This window comes from Thermodesulfobacteriota bacterium, assembly GCA_040754335.1.
In the GTDB taxonomy this organism is placed as follows: Bacteria; Desulfobacterota_D; UBA1144; order Nemesobacterales; family UBA2774; genus 2-12-FULL-53-21.
This window is the reverse complement of the sequence record JBFMCV010000004.1, coordinates 95,573-112,435: the sequence shown is the minus strand read 5'-3', so window position 1 is coordinate 112,435 and position 16,863 is coordinate 95,573. Positions and strand designations below refer to the sequence as shown.

Annotated in this window: 14 protein-coding genes; 8 read left to right on the top strand and 6 right to left on the bottom strand. The window is 54.3% G+C overall.

Going from position 1 to position 16,863, the window contains the following annotated elements:
- The first annotated feature begins 45 nt into the window (after window positions 1-45).
- The 3 genes from AB1598_09475 to sucD all read left to right on the top strand — a co-directional run bounded on the left by AB1598_09475 (window position 46) and on the right by sucD (window position 2,494).
- The gene (locus tag AB1598_09475; protein MEW6145234.1) at window positions 46-582 is read left to right on the top strand and encodes a DUF4416 family protein; all 537 of its coding nucleotides are present in this window, start codon (window positions 46-48) and stop codon (window positions 580-582) included.
- Window positions 579-1,448: a YicC/YloC family endoribonuclease gene (locus AB1598_09470; GenBank protein ID MEW6145233.1), complete on the top strand. Its 870-nt coding sequence runs from the start codon at window positions 579-581 to the stop codon at window positions 1,446-1,448. The genes AB1598_09475 and AB1598_09470 overlap by 4 nt, the downstream gene beginning before the upstream one ends.
- A gap of 176 nt (window positions 1,449-1,624) precedes the next feature.
- Window positions 1,625-2,494, top strand: coding sequence for a succinate--CoA ligase subunit alpha (sucD, locus tag AB1598_09465; GenBank protein MEW6145232.1), 870 nt, complete (start codon window positions 1,625-1,627; stop codon window positions 2,492-2,494).
- Between the two features lies 1 nt (window position 2,495).
- Here the strand turns inward: sucD and AB1598_09460 are convergent, their stop codons facing one another.
- Window positions 2,496-3,449 (bottom strand): NAD-dependent epimerase/dehydratase family protein, encoded by a 954-nt coding sequence (locus AB1598_09460; GenBank protein ID MEW6145231.1) that lies wholly within the window; start codon window positions 3,447-3,449, stop codon window positions 2,496-2,498.
- A 91-nt stretch (window positions 3,450-3,540) separates the two neighbouring features.
- Here AB1598_09460 and AB1598_09455 point away from each other — a divergent pair, with 91 nt between their 5' ends.
- From AB1598_09455 to AB1598_09440, 4 genes are all read left to right on the top strand, one after another.
- Entirely contained in the window at window positions 3,541-4,005 is a 465-nt protein-coding gene (locus tag AB1598_09455; protein ID MEW6145230.1) for a hypothetical protein, read from the top strand.
- Window positions 4,006-4,065: 60 nt separating this feature from the next.
- Window positions 4,066-5,634, top strand: a complete 1,569-nt coding sequence (locus AB1598_09450; protein MEW6145229.1) for a hydantoinase B/oxoprolinase family protein — start codon at window positions 4,066-4,068, stop codon at window positions 5,632-5,634.
- A complete protein-coding gene (gene amrB / locus AB1598_09445) occupies window positions 5,631-6,872 on the top strand; it encodes an AmmeMemoRadiSam system protein B (protein ID MEW6145228.1) in 1,242 nt (413 codons plus the stop codon). The genes AB1598_09450 and amrB overlap by 4 nt, the downstream gene beginning before the upstream one ends.
- Before the next feature lie 92 nt (window positions 6,873-6,964).
- Window positions 6,965-7,915 carry a dipeptidase gene (locus AB1598_09440; protein ID MEW6145227.1) on the top strand — a complete coding sequence of 317 codons (951 nt, stop codon included), beginning with the start codon at window positions 6,965-6,967 and terminating at the stop codon, window positions 7,913-7,915.
- Between the two features lie 55 nt (window positions 7,916-7,970).
- Here the strand turns inward: AB1598_09440 and AB1598_09435 are convergent, their stop codons facing one another.
- A complete protein-coding gene (locus tag AB1598_09435; GenBank protein ID MEW6145226.1) occupies window positions 7,971-8,990 on the bottom strand; it encodes an isocitrate/isopropylmalate family dehydrogenase in 1,020 nt (339 codons plus the stop codon).
- 149 nt (window positions 8,991-9,139) lie between these two features.
- On the opposite strand from AB1598_09435, the gene AB1598_09430 reads away from it, so the two are divergent.
- Window positions 9,140-9,742 carry a VTT domain-containing protein gene (locus AB1598_09430; protein MEW6145225.1) on the top strand — a complete coding sequence of 201 codons (603 nt, stop codon included), beginning with the start codon at window positions 9,140-9,142 and terminating at the stop codon, window positions 9,740-9,742.
- A gap of 9 nt (window positions 9,743-9,751) precedes the next feature.
- Here AB1598_09430 and AB1598_09425 read toward each other — a convergent pair whose 3' ends face one another.
- The 4 genes from AB1598_09425 to AB1598_09410 all read right to left on the bottom strand — a co-directional run bounded on the left by AB1598_09425 (window position 9,752) and on the right by AB1598_09410 (window position 16,842).
- Window positions 9,752-10,435, bottom strand: a complete 684-nt coding sequence (locus tag AB1598_09425) for a potassium channel family protein (GenBank protein MEW6145224.1) — start codon at window positions 10,433-10,435, stop codon at window positions 9,752-9,754.
- A gap of 566 nt (window positions 10,436-11,001) precedes the next feature.
- Complete coding sequence (locus tag AB1598_09420; protein MEW6145223.1) at window positions 11,002-12,255, bottom strand: hypothetical protein; 1,254 nt, start codon at window positions 12,253-12,255, stop codon at window positions 11,002-11,004.
- A gap of 212 nt (window positions 12,256-12,467) precedes the next feature.
- Window positions 12,468-13,139, bottom strand: a complete 672-nt coding sequence (locus tag AB1598_09415; protein MEW6145222.1) for a hypothetical protein — start codon at window positions 13,137-13,139, stop codon at window positions 12,468-12,470.
- Window positions 13,140-13,152: 13 nt separating this feature from the next.
- Window positions 13,153-16,842 (bottom strand): hypothetical protein, encoded by a 3,690-nt coding sequence (locus tag AB1598_09410; protein MEW6145221.1) that lies wholly within the window; start codon window positions 16,840-16,842, stop codon window positions 13,153-13,155.
- Window positions 16,843-16,863 lie beyond the last annotated feature (21 nt).

The window sequence follows — 16,863 nt, the reverse complement described above, 5'->3', positions numbered from 1 at the left end:
TTGAAACCGCGATGCGTTTAAACTATCCTTCGGATTCTGGACGATATGAGCCGCTTACTCGAACCTCCGCCTGTAAAACTCTTTACCGGGGTCATTTACGGCCCGTCCTCCCTTCTCGAAGAATGCGTGAGGAGTCTCGGGGAAGGGATCGGCGAAACAGAGTTCAGGAGCCCTGAAATGCCCTTCGATTACACCGGCTACTACGAGGAGGAAATGGGGCCCGGCCTGAGGAGGGTAATCATCACGTTCAAAGAGCTCATAAAGAGGGAAGAGATCGTGGATATTAAGATATTTACAAATAAACTGGAAAAGGTATTTTCATATGAGAATAAAAGGACCATAAACATCGACCCCGGATACATAGCGCAGGAGCACGTCATACTCGCCACAGGAAAGGGTTATTCCCACCGCCCTTACCTCGGAAGAGGCGTCTATGCCGATCTCACTCTTAAATATATAAAAGACGACTTCAAGAGTCTCGAATGGACTTATCCAGATTACGGGAGCGCCGGCATGACGGAACTGTTCAGGAAGCTAAGGCACGACTACGTAAGCCAGCTGAAAGAGGTGACAAAGAAATGAAAAGCATGACGGGATTCGGAAAGAGCGAAGGCGAAACGAGGCACGGCAGGCTGACAGTCGAGGTGAGGTCCGAGAACCACAGGTTCCTCGACCTGAAGTTCCTGCTCCCGGAATCAGTTTCATCGATCGAGCCCGAGCTCACTGAAAGTGTGAAGAAACTGATACTGCGCGGGAAACTGAGGATCACCGTTTCACTCGAAGGAGTAAAGGCCGCTCCCCCTGTACTTAACCTCGATCTCGCAAAGCAGCTGAGGAAGAGCATCGAGACACTGAAAAAGGAGTTCGGCATTAAGGAAGATATACGGATCGAGCATTTCCTGACGGTCAAGGACATATTCACGGCGAAAACCGGGGACCAGCTCACCGGAAACGATATTATCGAAATCGAGAAAATTCTCTCGAAGGCGATACAGAAGCTGGACGATGCAAGAAAATCCGAGGGGAGGAAGCTCGAGAAGGACTTCAGGGAGAGGCTCGATAAAATAGAGAGTCTCACGCGCACGATATCGGTAAAGCGAAAGGATTTCATGGAGACCGCTTCGGCCAAGCTCAAGGAGAGGATATCGAAGATCCTCGAGGACAGCCAGATAGACGAGGCGAGACTATACCAGGAAGCGGCTTTTCTAACGGAACGAAGCGATATTACCGAAGAGCTTGTAAGACTGAAGGCGCACATAGGCAAATTCAGGGAGACCCTGAAGCGGAAGGGGTCGATCGGAAAGGAGCTAGATTTCCTTCTCCAGGAGATGAACCGGGAGGCAGGCACCATAGCGGCCAAGGCGAAGGACGCCGAAATCTCCCACTTCACGATCGATCTCCGCTCGGAACTCGAAAAAATCAGGGAGCAGCTCCAGAACATCGAATAGCCGGCGTCGGCGGTCCGGACGGCACCCGCCAGCACGAAAATGTAACAATCCATGACTCATACGCGCTGATTTATTACACGAGGACCCCGTGTTTGCAACCTGTAAAACACTGTGTTATGATTCCTCTCCGCCGTTACGGTTTTGAATATGGAGCTGCCGAAAAGGAGTACTGAAGAATGAGCATCCTGGTGAATAAAAATTCCAAAGTAATCGTTCAGGGTATCACGGGAAGCGCGGGCCTGTTCCACGCGACCCAGTGCCAGGAATACGGCACCAAGGTCGTGGGCGGAGTCACCCCCGGCAAAGGCGGGACGGAGGTCGAGGGATTCCCTGTGTTCGATACAGTTGCGGCCGCGGTCAAGAAGACCGGGGCCAACACGTCGCTCATTTTCGTACCCGCCCCGTTCGCGATGGATTCGATGGTGGAGGCGATAGACGCGGGGATCGAGCTCGTAATATGCATCACCGAAGGCGTCCCGACTCAGGACATGATAAAAGTAAAGGAGTACATGAAAGGTAAGAAGGCGCGTCTCGTGGGACCCAACTGCCCCGGGGTGATGACGCCGGGGGAAGCGAAAGTCGGAATCATGCCGGGATACATCCACACGCCCGGAAGGATCGGCATAATATCGAGGAGCGGCACGCTGACATATGAAGCCGTATGGCAGCTCTCGAACCTCGGCATTGGACAGTCCACTTGTGTCGGAATAGGGGGAGACCCTATAATCGGCTCGACGTTCATAGACATACTCAAGCTTTTCGAGAAGGACAAGGACACGGACGCTATCGTGATGATAGGCGAGATCGGTGGGAGCGCGGAAGAGGAAGCGGCCGAGTTCATAAAGAGCCACTTGTCGAAACCCGTTGTAGCGTTCATAGCCGGGGCCACCGCCCCCAAAGGGAAAAGGATGGGTCACGCGGGTGCTATCATATCGGGAAGCTCCGGAAGCGCCAAGGACAAGGTAGCGGCGCTCGAAAGGGCCGGGGTCAGGGTATGTCCGAGCCCCGCCGAGATGGGTGAGACCCTCAAAGAAGCAATTGGCTGATTCAGCGGTAAAGCTCTAAATTGTCCTTAAGCCAGTCGTAGTGCTCGGTGAGTCCTTCGCGTATACCGACCCGGGGAGAATACCCGAAATCTTTTTCAGCCTTGGAGACGTCAGCGTATGTGTGCCGGGCGTCGCCCCTCTGGGGATCACCGAATTCGAGATTCGCTTTTTTCCCGGATATTTCCTCGATAATCCTTATGCATTCGATGAGCTTTATTCTGCTTCCGCCGCCCACGTTGTAAGCCTCGCCGTCAATCCCTTTTGAGAATGCGGCGAGGTTGGCGTCGACAGCGTCCCCTATGAAGGTGAAGTCCCTCGTCTGCTCCCCCGTACCGTAGACCTCTATTCCCCCGCCCGTCAGGACCGCTTTAAGGAACTTGTGGAAAGCCATGTCCGGGCGCTGCCTGGGACCGTAGACGGTGAAGTACCTGAGAGAGACGACCGGGACGCCGTAGCCCTTGTAATAGAGGTAGGCGAGCTGCTCGCCCGAGAGCTTCGTGACACCGTAAGGCGAGACGGGCTTTAAGGGAGAGGTCTCCTTGATCGGGAGCTCGTCGGAATCGCCGTAAACGGACGATGACGAGGCGTAGACGAATTTTTTGAGACGGCGTCTATCCTTGAAGGCCTCGAGAAGGAGCTGTGTGCCCGATATGTTGTTCCTGACGTACTCGTCGAACCTCACACCCCAGCTCGACCTCACGCCGGCGATAGCAGCTTGATGGAAAACGGCTTCGACACCGTCCAGGAGCTTATCGAGTTCCAGGCCGAGTATATCCCCTTCGATGAACTCGAACCCTTTTTCCCCTGCCAAGCCCTTCAGGTTGTGCTCTTTAATCCTGCGCGGGTAGTAATCGAGAAAAGAGTCCACTCCCTTGACTTCATAACCTTCTTTTATAAGTCTCTCGGCAAGGTGAGAGCCTATAAACCCGGCAGCACCTGTGACCAGAATTTTCATTCTATCTGTTATCCTCTCGCATGGCCGATCATTCGGCTCTGAAGATTAAGTTTGACAACGAATAAAACCACAATACATTAGTATAATCAGCGTGAAAAACAAGATAATAATACCACTCATTTTCACTGTGTTCGCCTTAACGGGGGCGAGCGTCCGCGCCGTCCCTCCCCCATGCTCCGAGGAAGAGCTCCTCAACGGCTCGGATTACGCCGTCGAGGGCACAGTCTTGAAAATCGAATGCGGGAATCCTTACGATTCAGGCGAATGCAGGCCTGCCGACGAAAGCTCCTCCGGTTATACTCCAGAGACGGTATCGAAATGCACGGCCGCCGTGAAAGTGGAGAAGAGTATAAAGGGCAAATACGGGACGGGAGACCTGGCCCCCGTGCCGTTTTTGAAAGTAGTCGAGGAATGCAGAAACGGCAGTCACATAATTCCGGGAGGCCCGAAGGCCGATCTCAAAGAAAATATGTATGTGAGATATTACAACTCCGGGCTATGCAGGTACTCGAACCTGGAAACCCTGACTCCTTCAGCGCCCGAGCCGGAACAATAATCGACTCCCCGGCTACAAACCCGTAATCACTGCCGGGAAACGCAGTGTTGAGATCATCCGATGCCTCTTAGCCCGTTCGAACTCGAAATATTTCAGAACGCGCTCAGCTCGATCGCCGAGGAAATGGGGGGCGTCCTCATACGCGCGGGCTTCTCGCCCAATATAAAGGAGCGGAGGGACCTGTCCTGCGCGATATTCAAGGCCTCGGGCGAAATGATCGCGCAGGCTGCCCACATTCCCGTGCACCTGGGCTCCATGAGCTTCGCGGTGAAGGCGATAATAGGGGAACCCGACACATCGGAGGGCGACGTGTTCATATTGAACGACCCGTTCAGGGGAGGGACTCACCTGCCTGACGTTACCTGCATAGCCCCGGTATTCGCCGAGGGCGGGCTCGAATTCTTCGTCGCCTCCCGCGCGCACCACGCGGACATGGGCGGACTCACGCCGGGCTCTATGCCGCTCTCCACCTCGATACACGAGGAAGGGATATTGATCCCCCCCTCGAGAATGTACAGAAAAGGGAGACTGAACAGAGGGCTCTTCCGGAGGATACTCTCCTCGACGCGCGACCCGGAGGAGAGGGAAGGAGACCTGAGGGCCCAGACGGGCTCGCTCGATCTCGGGATAAGGAGATTGAAAGAGGTCATCGCGAAGTACTCGCTTAAAAAGGTCAGGGATGCGGGAGACGAGCTTCTCAGGTACAGTGAAAAAATGATGAGAGGGGTGATAAGGAAAATCCCCGACGGAGTTTACAGGTTCGAGGACGTACTCGACGACGACGGGGCGGGAACCAGGAATATTCCTCTCAGGGTTTCGGTAACTATCGAAGGCGATAAGGCGGTCGTGGATTTCAGGGGCTCGTCGGGAAAGGTTAAGGGCTGCCTGAACGCGCCTTTGAGCGTGACCACCGCGGCGACGGTTTACGTATTCCAGTGCCTCGCCCCGGATGGTATGCCGCTCAACTCGGGCCCGCTGAGGGTGATAGACATCAGGACCGAAAAGGGCTCCATACTGAACGCCGAATACCCCGCGGCCGTAGTGGGCGGGAACGTCGAGACATCCCAGCGCGTGGTCGATATAGTTTTCGGCGCCCTCTCAAAAGCGATTCCCGAAATGGTCCCCGCCGCGAGCGCGGGCACGATGAGCAACACCACCTTCGGGGGCGTGCACCCGGGGAACGGAAGGAGCTTCGCATACTACGAAACTATCGCCGGCGGGATGGGCGGGAGGTCAGGCAAGGACGGGGTCAACGCGGTCCAGACACACATGACAAACACGCTCAATACCCCTGTCGAGGCCATCGAGAGGGAACTACCCGTGATGATCGACGCATATTCCGTGCGGAAACGGAGCGGGGGCAGAGGCAGGTTCAGGGGTGGAGACGGTATAGTCAGGAAGTACAGGTTCCTGACGGACGCGACTGTCTCCCTGATAACGGAGCGGAGGAAGTCGGCACCCTACGGTATCCAAGGCGGCAAGTGTGGGAAAAAAGGCAGGAACATACTCTTGAGCAAGGGAAAGGCGACGGTCATTCCTCCCAAGTCCACGTTCACCGTAAGGAAAGGAGACGTTCTCGAAATCAGGACGCCCGGCGGAGGCGGGTGGGGAAAACCCAAAAACACATGAACAATAAAACCAGTGAATACCCGAAGCTGAGATATATCGAAGTAATCCCCGCCGAGGTCGACGGGGAAAGGATCATATGCCTGAGGGACCCTCAGAACTTATCTGAAAACATACTCGCCGTCTCTATAGAGACTCTCAAGATATTGAGCCTGTTCGACGGCACGAGGACGGTGCGGGACATACAATCACTCGTGATGGAGAGGTTCGGGGAGCTGGTCATGTCGGACGATATCGAGAACCTGATCAGGCAGCTCGACGAAGCGCTTTTTCTCGACAGCGAAAACTTCAGGGACTATAAGAACCGCATCGAGTCGGATTTCCGCAGTTCGGACGCGAGGGACTCGAGCCATGCGGGTCTGGCTTATCCCGGCGACCCGAAGGAGCTCGACAGGTGGTTCAAGGCGTTTTTCAGCAAAGCGGAGGAGACGATACCACATGAAGCCGGGCCAGGGAAATTGAGGGGGCTTATATCCCCGCATATAGACTACGGGAGGGGCGGCGTCTCATACGCGCTCGCCTACAGGGAATTGCTCTGTGAAAGCGAAGCCGATACGTTCATAATCTTCGGCACGTCTCACTACGCGGAGGTGGAAAACCCGTTCATCCTGACGAGGAAGAGCTTCAGGACGCCGCTCGGCGAAGCCGAGACGGACAGCAAGATAATCGGGGAGCTTGAAAGCGCATGCGGATGGGATTTATACGAGGGCGAGATCTCTCACCGCACCGAGCATTCGATAGAGTTCCAGGTCGCGTTCCTCCAGCACATAATGAACGGGAAAAAGAAATTCAGGATCGTCCCCATACTCTGCAATTCATTTCACAGGCTGGTGAGGGAGGGCAGATCGCCTAAAGATGACGAAACGATATCCCGCTTCCTCGGAGCGGTCGGTGGCATCGTAAGGGATATGGGGGATGATGTCTTTATTATCGCCGGGGCCGACATGGCACACGTGGGGCTCAAGTTCGGGGATAAGGAGCCTGTGAACGAACTCACGCTCGGCACTATTAGAGAGAGAGACATGCTGAGCCTGTCTTTCGGAGAAAAGATGGACGCCGAGGGGTTTTACAGGTCGGTCGAGGAGGAGAAGGACTGGCGGAAGGTCTGCGGGCTTTCCCCTATATACGCTACGCTCGCCACTATCGATGCGCGGCGCGGAAAGCTGCTCGATTACGGGCAGGCGCTCGAGCCCGATACCGGATCGGTCGTCAGCTACGCGAGCATGGGTTTTTATATATAGCCTGAGGGCGGAAAAGCGCGGAGAAAACCGGAATTACAGAAAAGGGCCCACGTATGGATAGCGATGAACGTGTAAGAAACGAGCGAAAAACTATGATTGAGGATTTATTTATTCTCGACGCTCACGAGGATATTGCGTTCCATCTGAACCACTACGGGAGGGATTTCGTAAGCCCTTCGGTCCCCTGCATGATAACTCTTCCCTGGCTGAGGGAAGCCGGCATAGGCCTCGTGTTCAATACCGTATTCGTTCACCCGAAACACAAGCCGGAAAAGACGCTCGAGGCGGCGCTCGAGCAATTCGGCATATACGACAGGATTTACAGGGAGCATGAAGGCGAAATATTTCAGATAAAGACAAAGAATGATATGGGGAGGATAGGCAAGGAGGGAAGGATAGGTTTCCTTACGCTGATGGAGGGCGCAGACCCGATTGAGAGCCCCGATAAGCTCGGGGAATTCTACGAGCGGGGGGTGAGGATAATAGGGCTTACATGGAACGACAAGAACCGTTTTGCGTCCGGGAACAACACCGAAGAAGGTCTCTCGGACGAGGGGAGGGAGCTTATAAAAAGGATGAACGAGCTACGTATCACTCTCGACCTTTCTCACATAAACGAAAAGGGGTTCTGGGAAGCGATAGGGCTGACCACACTCATACCGATAGCGTCCCATTCGAACGCGAGGTCGCTCACCGACCACCCCAGGAACCTGAAAGACGACCAGCTGCTTGCAATATCGGAGAGGGGGGGCGTCGTCGGGATCGTGCTATATAACCAGTTCCTGAGGACGGGCGATAATATGCCTACACTCGAAGACGTATTCGCGCACACGGATTACATCTTAACGCTCTGCGGCGAGGATCACGTCGGGATAGGGAGCGATATGGACGGAGCCAGGGTGGAGGACTTTCCCGAAGACCTGAGAAAGATCTCAGACCTCCCGAAGATAGCGGAATACTTCCTTGAGAAAGGGTACTCCGAGGAAAGGGTGAGAAAGATAATGGGCGGGAACTTCCTGAGGGTAATCGGGGAGAACCTGTGACCCTGCCTTCATCCGCGCTTCCATTAAATTACATCCAAAACCGAGCGAACCCGGTTCAAAGCCGCTTTATCAGCGCGTCGGCGAACTCCATGGTGCCGAGCTTCCCGCCCAGGTCGCGCGTCCTGTCGCCGTCCTGAAGAGCGCTGTTATAGGCGTTTTTAATCTTGTCCGCGCATGCGCGTAAGTCCTCCCGCCCCTCCGTGTCGGCAAGGTGGTTGAGCATCATTACGCCAGACATGAGGAGCGCGAGCGGGTTAGCGACGCCCTTGCCCGCTATATCGGGAGCCGAGCCGTGGACGGCCTCGAATACCGCCTCCCTGTCTCCGATGTTGGCCCCGGGCACGACCCCTAACCCGCCCACAAGGCCCGCGCAGAGGTCGCTTATGAGGTCACCGTAGAGGTTCTCGAGAAGGAGCACGTCGAAGAGGGCAGGGTCCTGGACGAGCTTCATGCATCCCGCGTCGATTATCATCTCCTCATACTGTATATCGCAGTACTCTTTGCTCGCCTCCTTCGATTTCCTGATAAAGAGACCGTCGGTCAACTTCATTATATTTGCTTTGTGGAATACCGTGACCTTTTTCCTGTGTCTGTGGCGTGCGTAGTCGAACGCCCAGTGCGAGATGCGGCTGCACGCCTTCTCGGTCGCGACTTTCATGCTCATGACGACGCCCGGCGAGACTACGTTCTCAACGCCGCTGTAGAGTCCCTCCGTATTCTCGCGTATGATCACTATGTCCACGTTCCTGAAGCGCGTGATCACCCCCGGAAGGTTCCTTACCGGCCTCACGGCCGCGTACAGGTCGAGCGTTTTCCTGAGCTTCACGTTCACGGACGTGAACCCTTCGCCTATCGGGGTGGTGCAGGGACCTTTCAAGGCGACCTTGTGCTCTTTTATGGCTTCCAGTGTCTCGTCCGGGAGCACGTCCATTCCCTTCTCGAGCGCGGCAAGACCGGCAGCGTGTTCCACCCATGTTACCCCGGCGCCTGACGCGTCCATGATCCTGATTACCGCCTCCGTTATCTCGGGACCGATGCCATCCCCCGGTATTATTACGATATTACGTTTGCCCATGAGGGATATTGAACCCTGATTTTACGAGCTTATCAATTCTCAGGAGCCATATTTTTTGAAAATATTACCGCTGTGCGCATTTCGACCTTCATCAAACGTTTACTCCCGCTTAACCGAAATCAAAGATTGCTATGTTTGATTTATAATCCGTGATTATCCCTCTCAGGCTCCGGGCGGTCCCGGGCTCAATAAGGATCGCCATCGGAATCACGTTATTGATGCTCCTGGCAAGCTCCGCGGTATCGTTCCTGTTCGGGGAGAGGCTGCTTTATTTCGGGGAGAATCTCATCACAAGCTACGGGCAGAGGAACGCCGACGTCATGCTATATCTCATTACGGCGGCCAGCAGCTCGCCCCTGACGCTCCCGGTTTCGGCCTACGCCGTACTCGGGACGCTCCTGGGATACGAGCCCGGGAGGCTCGTTACTCTGATCGCTCTCGGGGCAGTGACGGGCTCCTCCGTATCTTACTTCCTCGGCAGGTGCTTCGGGGACAGGCAGTTCGTGAGGAAGAGATTCCCGGATGTTCAAAACCACAAGTGGACGAAGGGACGCTCGCTCCGGGTAGTGAGCCTGATTCTCTTCGGAGGCGCCTTGTCTCCGATACCTGTACACCCGTTGTACGCCGCATGCGGGATGATGCGCTACCCGGCCGCGTTATTTATTCCGATAGTGTTCCTAGGCTGGTGGATCAGGATGGGCGCTCTGGTCATGGGGATCAAATTTATAAGCAACCTAGCGATACTGGACTAGAAGCGTTATTCAGCCCTTTCTCCTTATCGCGTTCGTCGTATATATGCTTATCAGTCTCGCGACGAGGAACGCGATGTAGAGCTGGCCGAATATCCCCTCGAGCACGGAGATGATCCTCCCGACCGGCGTCACGGAAGTAATGTCGCCGTATCCGATTGTGGCGAGCGTCGTGTAGCTGTAATATATGAGCTCGTTAGTGCTCATCTTAGTAGTTATTTCTTTGTCATACCCCTCGAAGACGGCCCCGGGCGATACGTATTCGAGAAACCCGTAGATCGACGCCCACATTATCCCGAGTAGCAGATAGACACAGACGGCCCCGTAGAGCGTATCGGTCGTCACCTCATCCGATTTCAGAATATGCTCGAGTATCGTGATCGTAACGAAAATGAAGAAAAGCATGCTAGTGAAAATAGTCCGGGTAGACTTCGTAAAAGCCCACTCGGATAAAAACCACGGAAGCCCGAGAATTATCAGGACTATGAGCGTGCGCCTGCTCCTGCCGACGGCGTAGACGCCGAGGAAGAATACGATGCTGCTCATCGTATTGACGATGATAAATCCGTATTCCGTGCCCTCGAGCACGGCGGAGAGGATGAGCAGCAGCAATATCGACACCATGAAGTTGAACATCTTGTATTGAGTCGAGCTTATCATAAAACGTGTGAAGCCCGGTTTGACGCTCTCAGTCATGCAGTTGACCTCCTGCTGGATTATCTGTGTAGACCATGATCAAATAATAGTAGATTTTGAAGAGAACCGATAGGGGAAGGCAGCGCGTCGCCGCGGACACACGAAATTGTCTCTGTTGTCGGTTTGAGCTAAGGGGTTGGAAGGGATCGTGGAATCGCGCTATATGTGCGCGTCCTTCGACAAGCTCAGGACGAACGGTTTGGGATTGCTGCCGGCTTAAACGGAAGAGTGGGTAGGGTCGTATATCAGCACATTGTGTGCTTCGACAAGCTTCCGGCTTCCCGGCTACGGCTCGGCCTACGCCGAGACGAGCGCTAAAGCTACGCCGGACAGGTAGTACGAACGGGATTAGAACTAAATCCTCCCTAACCTATTTTGTCTTATGCCGCGATGAGTCTGAAGTTAATTTACTCAGTCGCCTTTGTTGGTGTTGAGTCCGAATGCTCGCTTGTTCGCATTCGTTCTTTTTCTAAGGAGGGAAATAGAAGAAAATACGATCTTGCCGCAGTTGTTGTGTTGAGGAGAGGGGGTTCGATGAAACTACACAAGAGCGCAAGTTCCGCGCGTCAGAAACGCCATGTCAGCTTGAAGCTGTAGTTATTGTAATCGTTATCTACGCCCGCGGAGAATGTGAAGGAGAGGTCGAGCGCCTCAACGAACGAATCCGCGACCTTCTTTATCGTCACGAATGCGACTCCAATGTCGAAAAAGGAGTCCAGATAGAGCTCGTTGCCCCAGAACTTCGTGTGGTTGAGAAAGAGCTTGAACGCCGCAGGGTTCCCGAGAACCTTGAAATCGAGCTTCTGTGTCAGGTTTCCGCCGTTACGGAGCACGTAATTCGTGAGCTCGTAGCTGAGGTCGTATCCGCCGACCTTGATCCCGTCTATCGTGGTGGATATCCCGGTCATCGTTCCGAAGCCGAGGTTGGTGGAGCCTATGCTGCCCTGGAAATAATTCGTCAGGCTCCCCGAGACCAGTACGGCGAGCGCCCCGACATCGAACGACCCGACCCCGCCAATACGGCCCATCGGAGTAAGGGCCCACCACCTGTAAGGCCTGAACTGGAAGCCCGTGCCGAAAGAGCCCATGTAAGACCAGGCCGTCTCCGTCCGGGTGAGAGTGATTGGAAGATCGAATATCCAGGAGAGCTTGGGCCACCCCTTGAAGTTCCATTTGTAATTTATGGGGAAATTCAGCACCTGACCGTCGTATGGACCCGCGTTGAAAAACCCGAACTCTCCGCCGAGCGTGAGGAAGTTTCGGTTCCCGGGGACGCGTGTCCTCGAGCTGATGAACGGCCCCGTTATCCCCGCATCGAAATCGGAGAGGAACATCCTCGTCAGCAGGCTGTTCGGATTCCCGGCGACGGGTTCCACGGGGGAGTTGGCCACTACTATATGCAGGAGCGTGGTGAGCTTCCGGCCCGGAGCCGCCGGGGATTCGAAATCGCCTTTAAGCCAGTCCTCGAACTGTTCCTGGCTCTCGTTGCGGTTACCTCCGTCGAAGCTTACCTCGAAATTTTTGGACGGTATCCTGACGATAAGCTCCGACGAATTCCGGCGATACTCTATTTCCAGATCTATGCCTCTAAGATCGACCCGCGCAAGCACCGCGGAATCAGCCGTGTAATCGGGAAAGAATTCATGAAGGGATTTGTTGTCGAAAAAATCGACTACCTTGAACAAGCTGTCGGTGCCTTCGAATACTACATCGTCGTCAACCTCTATATTGGCAATAAACAATTTATTGGCATCGGCCGTGAGCGGCATAAAAACCATAAACACTGCCGCTAACGACAGCAGGATAATTCTCGGACTCATGTCTCATCCTCCGGACGGCGCATTTTGGTAAGAGGGCCGTCTTGGCACCAATAATTAGACAACAATCGAGGAGGAACTTCAATATGTGTGAAATTTATTTTGCGGATCGGAGCGGGAGAGGAGAGCTGCCCCCTCTCCCGGAATTTTTTCGCGAGCTGTATTACGACCGTCGGCGCACGTTCGGACCTAACGTCCGACGGTCAGCCATGCCCTTACCTCTCGCTCTGCCTGACGCTCGCGAACTGCCTTGCGGCCTCGGGCAGCACCTTTTCGATATTCTCGGGCGTCGGGTCCATGTTGTTGATCTCGACGATAGCCTTGGCCATGCCTCTGATTATTATCTGACGGTCGGAGTTCTCGGCATTAAACGCCTGCATCTGCTGCGGGGTAAGGCTCCCATTCTGTACGAGTAACCCCTGGCTGCCTTCAACGACCAGACCCTGGGACAGCATCTGGTTTATTTCGCCGAGACGCTGGGATCTCCTCTTATAAGCCTGGATGACGTCGGGCATGCTCCTTATTTTCTGGGTTATCTGCTGGGCGACGTTCCCCTGGGCCCACGCATATTCGCTGAAATCGAGGGAAATCTCTCTCTTTATGACAAGATATTTCTTCTCGGAAGAAAGCGTAGGTTCGTCCTGGTACTTTTTCATACTCTGCGGCGCAGGCGATGGCGCGGGTTTAGGACCCTCCGGCTGCTTCTTTTCGGAACCTGAATCACCCTTGGGACCCTGCTCCAGGAACTCTTCCTCGAGATTTGAATAAGCCTCCCTGACCTCTTCCGCCGGGAAGTAGACGTTTACGGTTATAGTCGCGCAGGATACGGTGTAGAACAGTAAAATTAAAAGAGAAGACTGCAGCGCCCTTAATATATTTCTATTCATGATCTCACCTCGCCTATTGAGTTTCAATTGTCGGACCGCCCGACTGCGACCTTCTGGCTATCTCTCTTATCACGGACACCAGATGCGCTATGGAAATAGAATTCTTCACCGGGTCCGCCTGAATCGATAAGTTCTTAATACCCAGAATGGAATTAGAAATATTGAACTTTCTGAACGTAATTACTCCGTCACTAATATAACCTGAAATCTCACCGTTATCATAGCTCCGCGACGAGCCCAGTATGAGCCTCTCCTTGGCGCCGAGCTGGTCGAGGAGCGCCTTTCCTATGGAACGCGGCTCTTTAGCGGAGCTCACGGACCAGAACTCGAACGGGCCGTCGATCGTGCCGAGCTCGGCGCCCTCGCCGGTGAGCCACACGAGGCCGTTAACTCTCCCCGTTATATACTCCTGGGACGGCGACAGCCGCTTGGAAATAGCGCCTAAGCTGATGTCGTTAAACAGGAACGAGAAATTATAGGAGCCGCCCGGCTTATCGAATTCAAGTGCGCCGCTTGCGTAGAGGCTCCCTCCGAAGAAACCGGACGAGAGCTTTATAATTCCGACCTTGTTTCCATCGGCTTCGAGGGCGCATTCGACGTTCTCGAATTTAAGTATGCCGTATTCTATCTCGTCGATCTTTATATGGTCGGCTCCGGCGTCGGGGTCGGATTCCCTGAATGTCTGATGGTACTTTTTATAAAGCGCTCTATCGAGCTTTAACTCTCCATCCAGGAGAGACGCGAGGGCGTTCTTAGCCTCCCCTTCGTCCTTTACGGTTATGGTCCCGTTTATGCCCCGTAAAGAAAGATCGGCGCCGCCCATGAACGCCGCGAGCGAGGCCCCTTTAAACGAAAGGCTGCCGTTCCAGCCGCCCCCGGTATCGAAAGGCCTGTAAAATTCGACGCTGAAACCAACGGTGCCGGCTATCCGATCTTCCCTGACCGTCAGCGGGATGAACGGGGACAGGAATTTAATTGCGCTCGTCAGCGGAAAGTCCTGGAAATTGATCCCGAGCTTCCTCTCGCTACCAAGGGCATTTTCCATCTCTCCGGAGAACCTCAACTCACTCTTGTCCTTATTCCTTATAAACCCGTCTTCGATGAATAATGTTTCACCGCCCGTCCGTGTGTTTGCACCCCCGCTGTAAGCCACGTCGAGACCCTCTCTTTTTATGTTGAGGTTATCGAACCCGAATCTCCCGGTGCCTTCTGGGAGGGAGTTGTCGGGAAGGGTGCCCGAGAAATCAAAACCCCCCCTGCCCAGGGCTATATCGAGGCCGCCCGATTTGACTGAAGCGTTCACGAGTCCGAGGTCGGCCGCGATGCGGGCGGCCGCGCCTGAGGTGATTATATCTATACTGCCGCGGAGGTCACCGTTCATGAATTTACCCGCGATATCCTTTAAAATAATCCCGTCAGGAGAAGGAGTTATATTCAATTTAAGACCTTCTACGACCTGAGAGAAAATGTTCGATTTCGCAGCCGCCGCAGTGCCCTCCCAGAACGTTGTACCAGCTTTCGGGTTATTCACCGTAAAGCTTCCGGCAATGCCTTCCGAAGTCAGTTTATTCCCGTATCCCGAGAACGTCCCGTCTTTCAATATGACTTTATACGGATAGCCCCCTTCCTCCCCGCCGAATTCGACCCTGAGATTATCGCTCCTGAGCTCGCCTATCGTGCTCACCCGAGCGCTCAGTTTGCGTACATCTATCGAGTTCCCGTTGAAGACGTATTCGGCCGAGAGCGCGGGGAAGTCGACGCTCTTGAACCTGCCGCCCGTTCCGTCGATCGTCCCGCTGAAACCCCTCCTTCCGCTCACTCCTATGTCGATGTGCTCTTTAAACTCCCCCAAGTGCACATCGATGCCGAGCACCTGAAATCCCCTGCCCCGCGACGCCATGCCGAGCGTCCAGTCGCCGCCGAGTGCGAGCGAGAACGTGAGCTCATCGACCTTGCCGCCCTCGATAAAATACTCGCCGAACGAGAGATTCTCATAAGAAAGACCTTTGTCCCTGATAATAATTTTTCTCGCCTTCTCCCCGGGAGAAATTCCCGCTTCTCCATCTTGTTCGCTCTCCGAGTACTCGAGAGCGAGAGGCACCGATGATACGGCCTTCGACACCTTGAATTCCCTGCCGGTCTTCGACCTGACTGTAAAATCGTTCACTGCAAACGTAATCCCGGCCTTATACATCCCCGGATTCCCTTCTATATCAGCCGATACGGACTCCGCGGTTCCGGCGAGGTCGAAAGGAGTTATAGATTTAGGCGCTCTCTCGAGATTAAGACCCGCACCTTTGAGATTTCCCTTGATTTCACTCTTCCCGTCTCTCGATGATATATTCAGCGAGCCCGAAACCGTTCCGTCCATGTATTGGCCGTCCAGGTTAGAGAACGAGACTTCTATACTATTCCAGAATCCGGCGCTCTTGATATCGACTCCCGCGGTCAGGCTTTTTATAATGCCCGCATCTTTCTCGGAGAATTCTTCGGCAGAACACGGCCCCCGCGACGTGAACGAGAAGCCGGCTTTGCCGCTTATATGCTGTATTACTTCCATTTCGCAGCCGAGGCCCGAAACCCGGAGGCTTTCATCCGTATAAGTGAAGCCAATGCCGTCAAGCACAAATTTCCCCGTGAGCGCGATGTCGTTCTTTCCCACCGAGCCGCCGATCGATAAATTATCGGACCTGATATTTCCAGCGAGCGTTTCCGCGTTTATATCCGGAAACCATTTTGAGAGCTGTTTCATATCGCCTGAAGACGCGGAGCCTTCGAGATCGATTGCGAGTCCACCCGTCACGTCTTTTACATCTCCCCCCAGAGCGCCGCAGATTATATTCAATATGTCGAAACTCAACTTGCTTATATGAGCGGTGTCTACGCTCCTGTCGTATACGAGCCCGTATTCGAGGGCCGCAATCTTTCCGTCCGAAGAAGCGCTCACCGCATCGCCTGAGAGGATCGATATTCGCCCGTGCGAATCTATGGTGTCGGCGGCCTTGAACGTTATCTCGGCGACTCCCTTCAGGTTATGAGACGAGACAAACGATTCAGGAGCCGAGCCCGGCCGGGATTTGTCAGTCACGAGCTTTACTTGCCCGCTCGTCTCACCGGGCTTTACATTCACGGTCCCCGAAACGTCCATGCCGTTCCCGAATACGGCGACGTCGCCGTCTATATCGACTCTCGATTCGCCGCGTGACTTATCGATCAGAATTTTGAGGGCTCCGGACGTGAAAACTACTTGAGGGCTGATCTCGAAACGCGCGCCGTTCAACCTTATCTTTTCGATCCCGACGGATGTCCCCTTACTTCCGTCCCCGCCCCTTTCGATCAAGCCCCGGATCTTACCCGCGCTCGCGACGTCGTATCTGATAACCGGGCCGTCGATCACGATCTCCCTCACAGTAATGCTCCCGGACAGGAGCGAGGACATTATGCCGGGATCGATCGTCAAAGCTTGGATCTCGGCAAGCACTTTTTGCGGGAGGGACTGGTCCGAGACTCTCACACCGTTAAGCCTGATCCTGAAAAGTGGATCGAGGCCGGCCTCATCCGCATAAAGATCGAAGCCGCTCAGATTGGAGAACTGTTTGAGGTAAGCCGGGGCGAGCTGTTTTAACTTCCCGTTCAGGTAAAAGTTGAGGAAAACGAGGCTCGCGCAAAGAATGAGGAATACAAAAAAGAGCGCTCTCGCCAACCCGTTCCCGCGGAGGGTCAT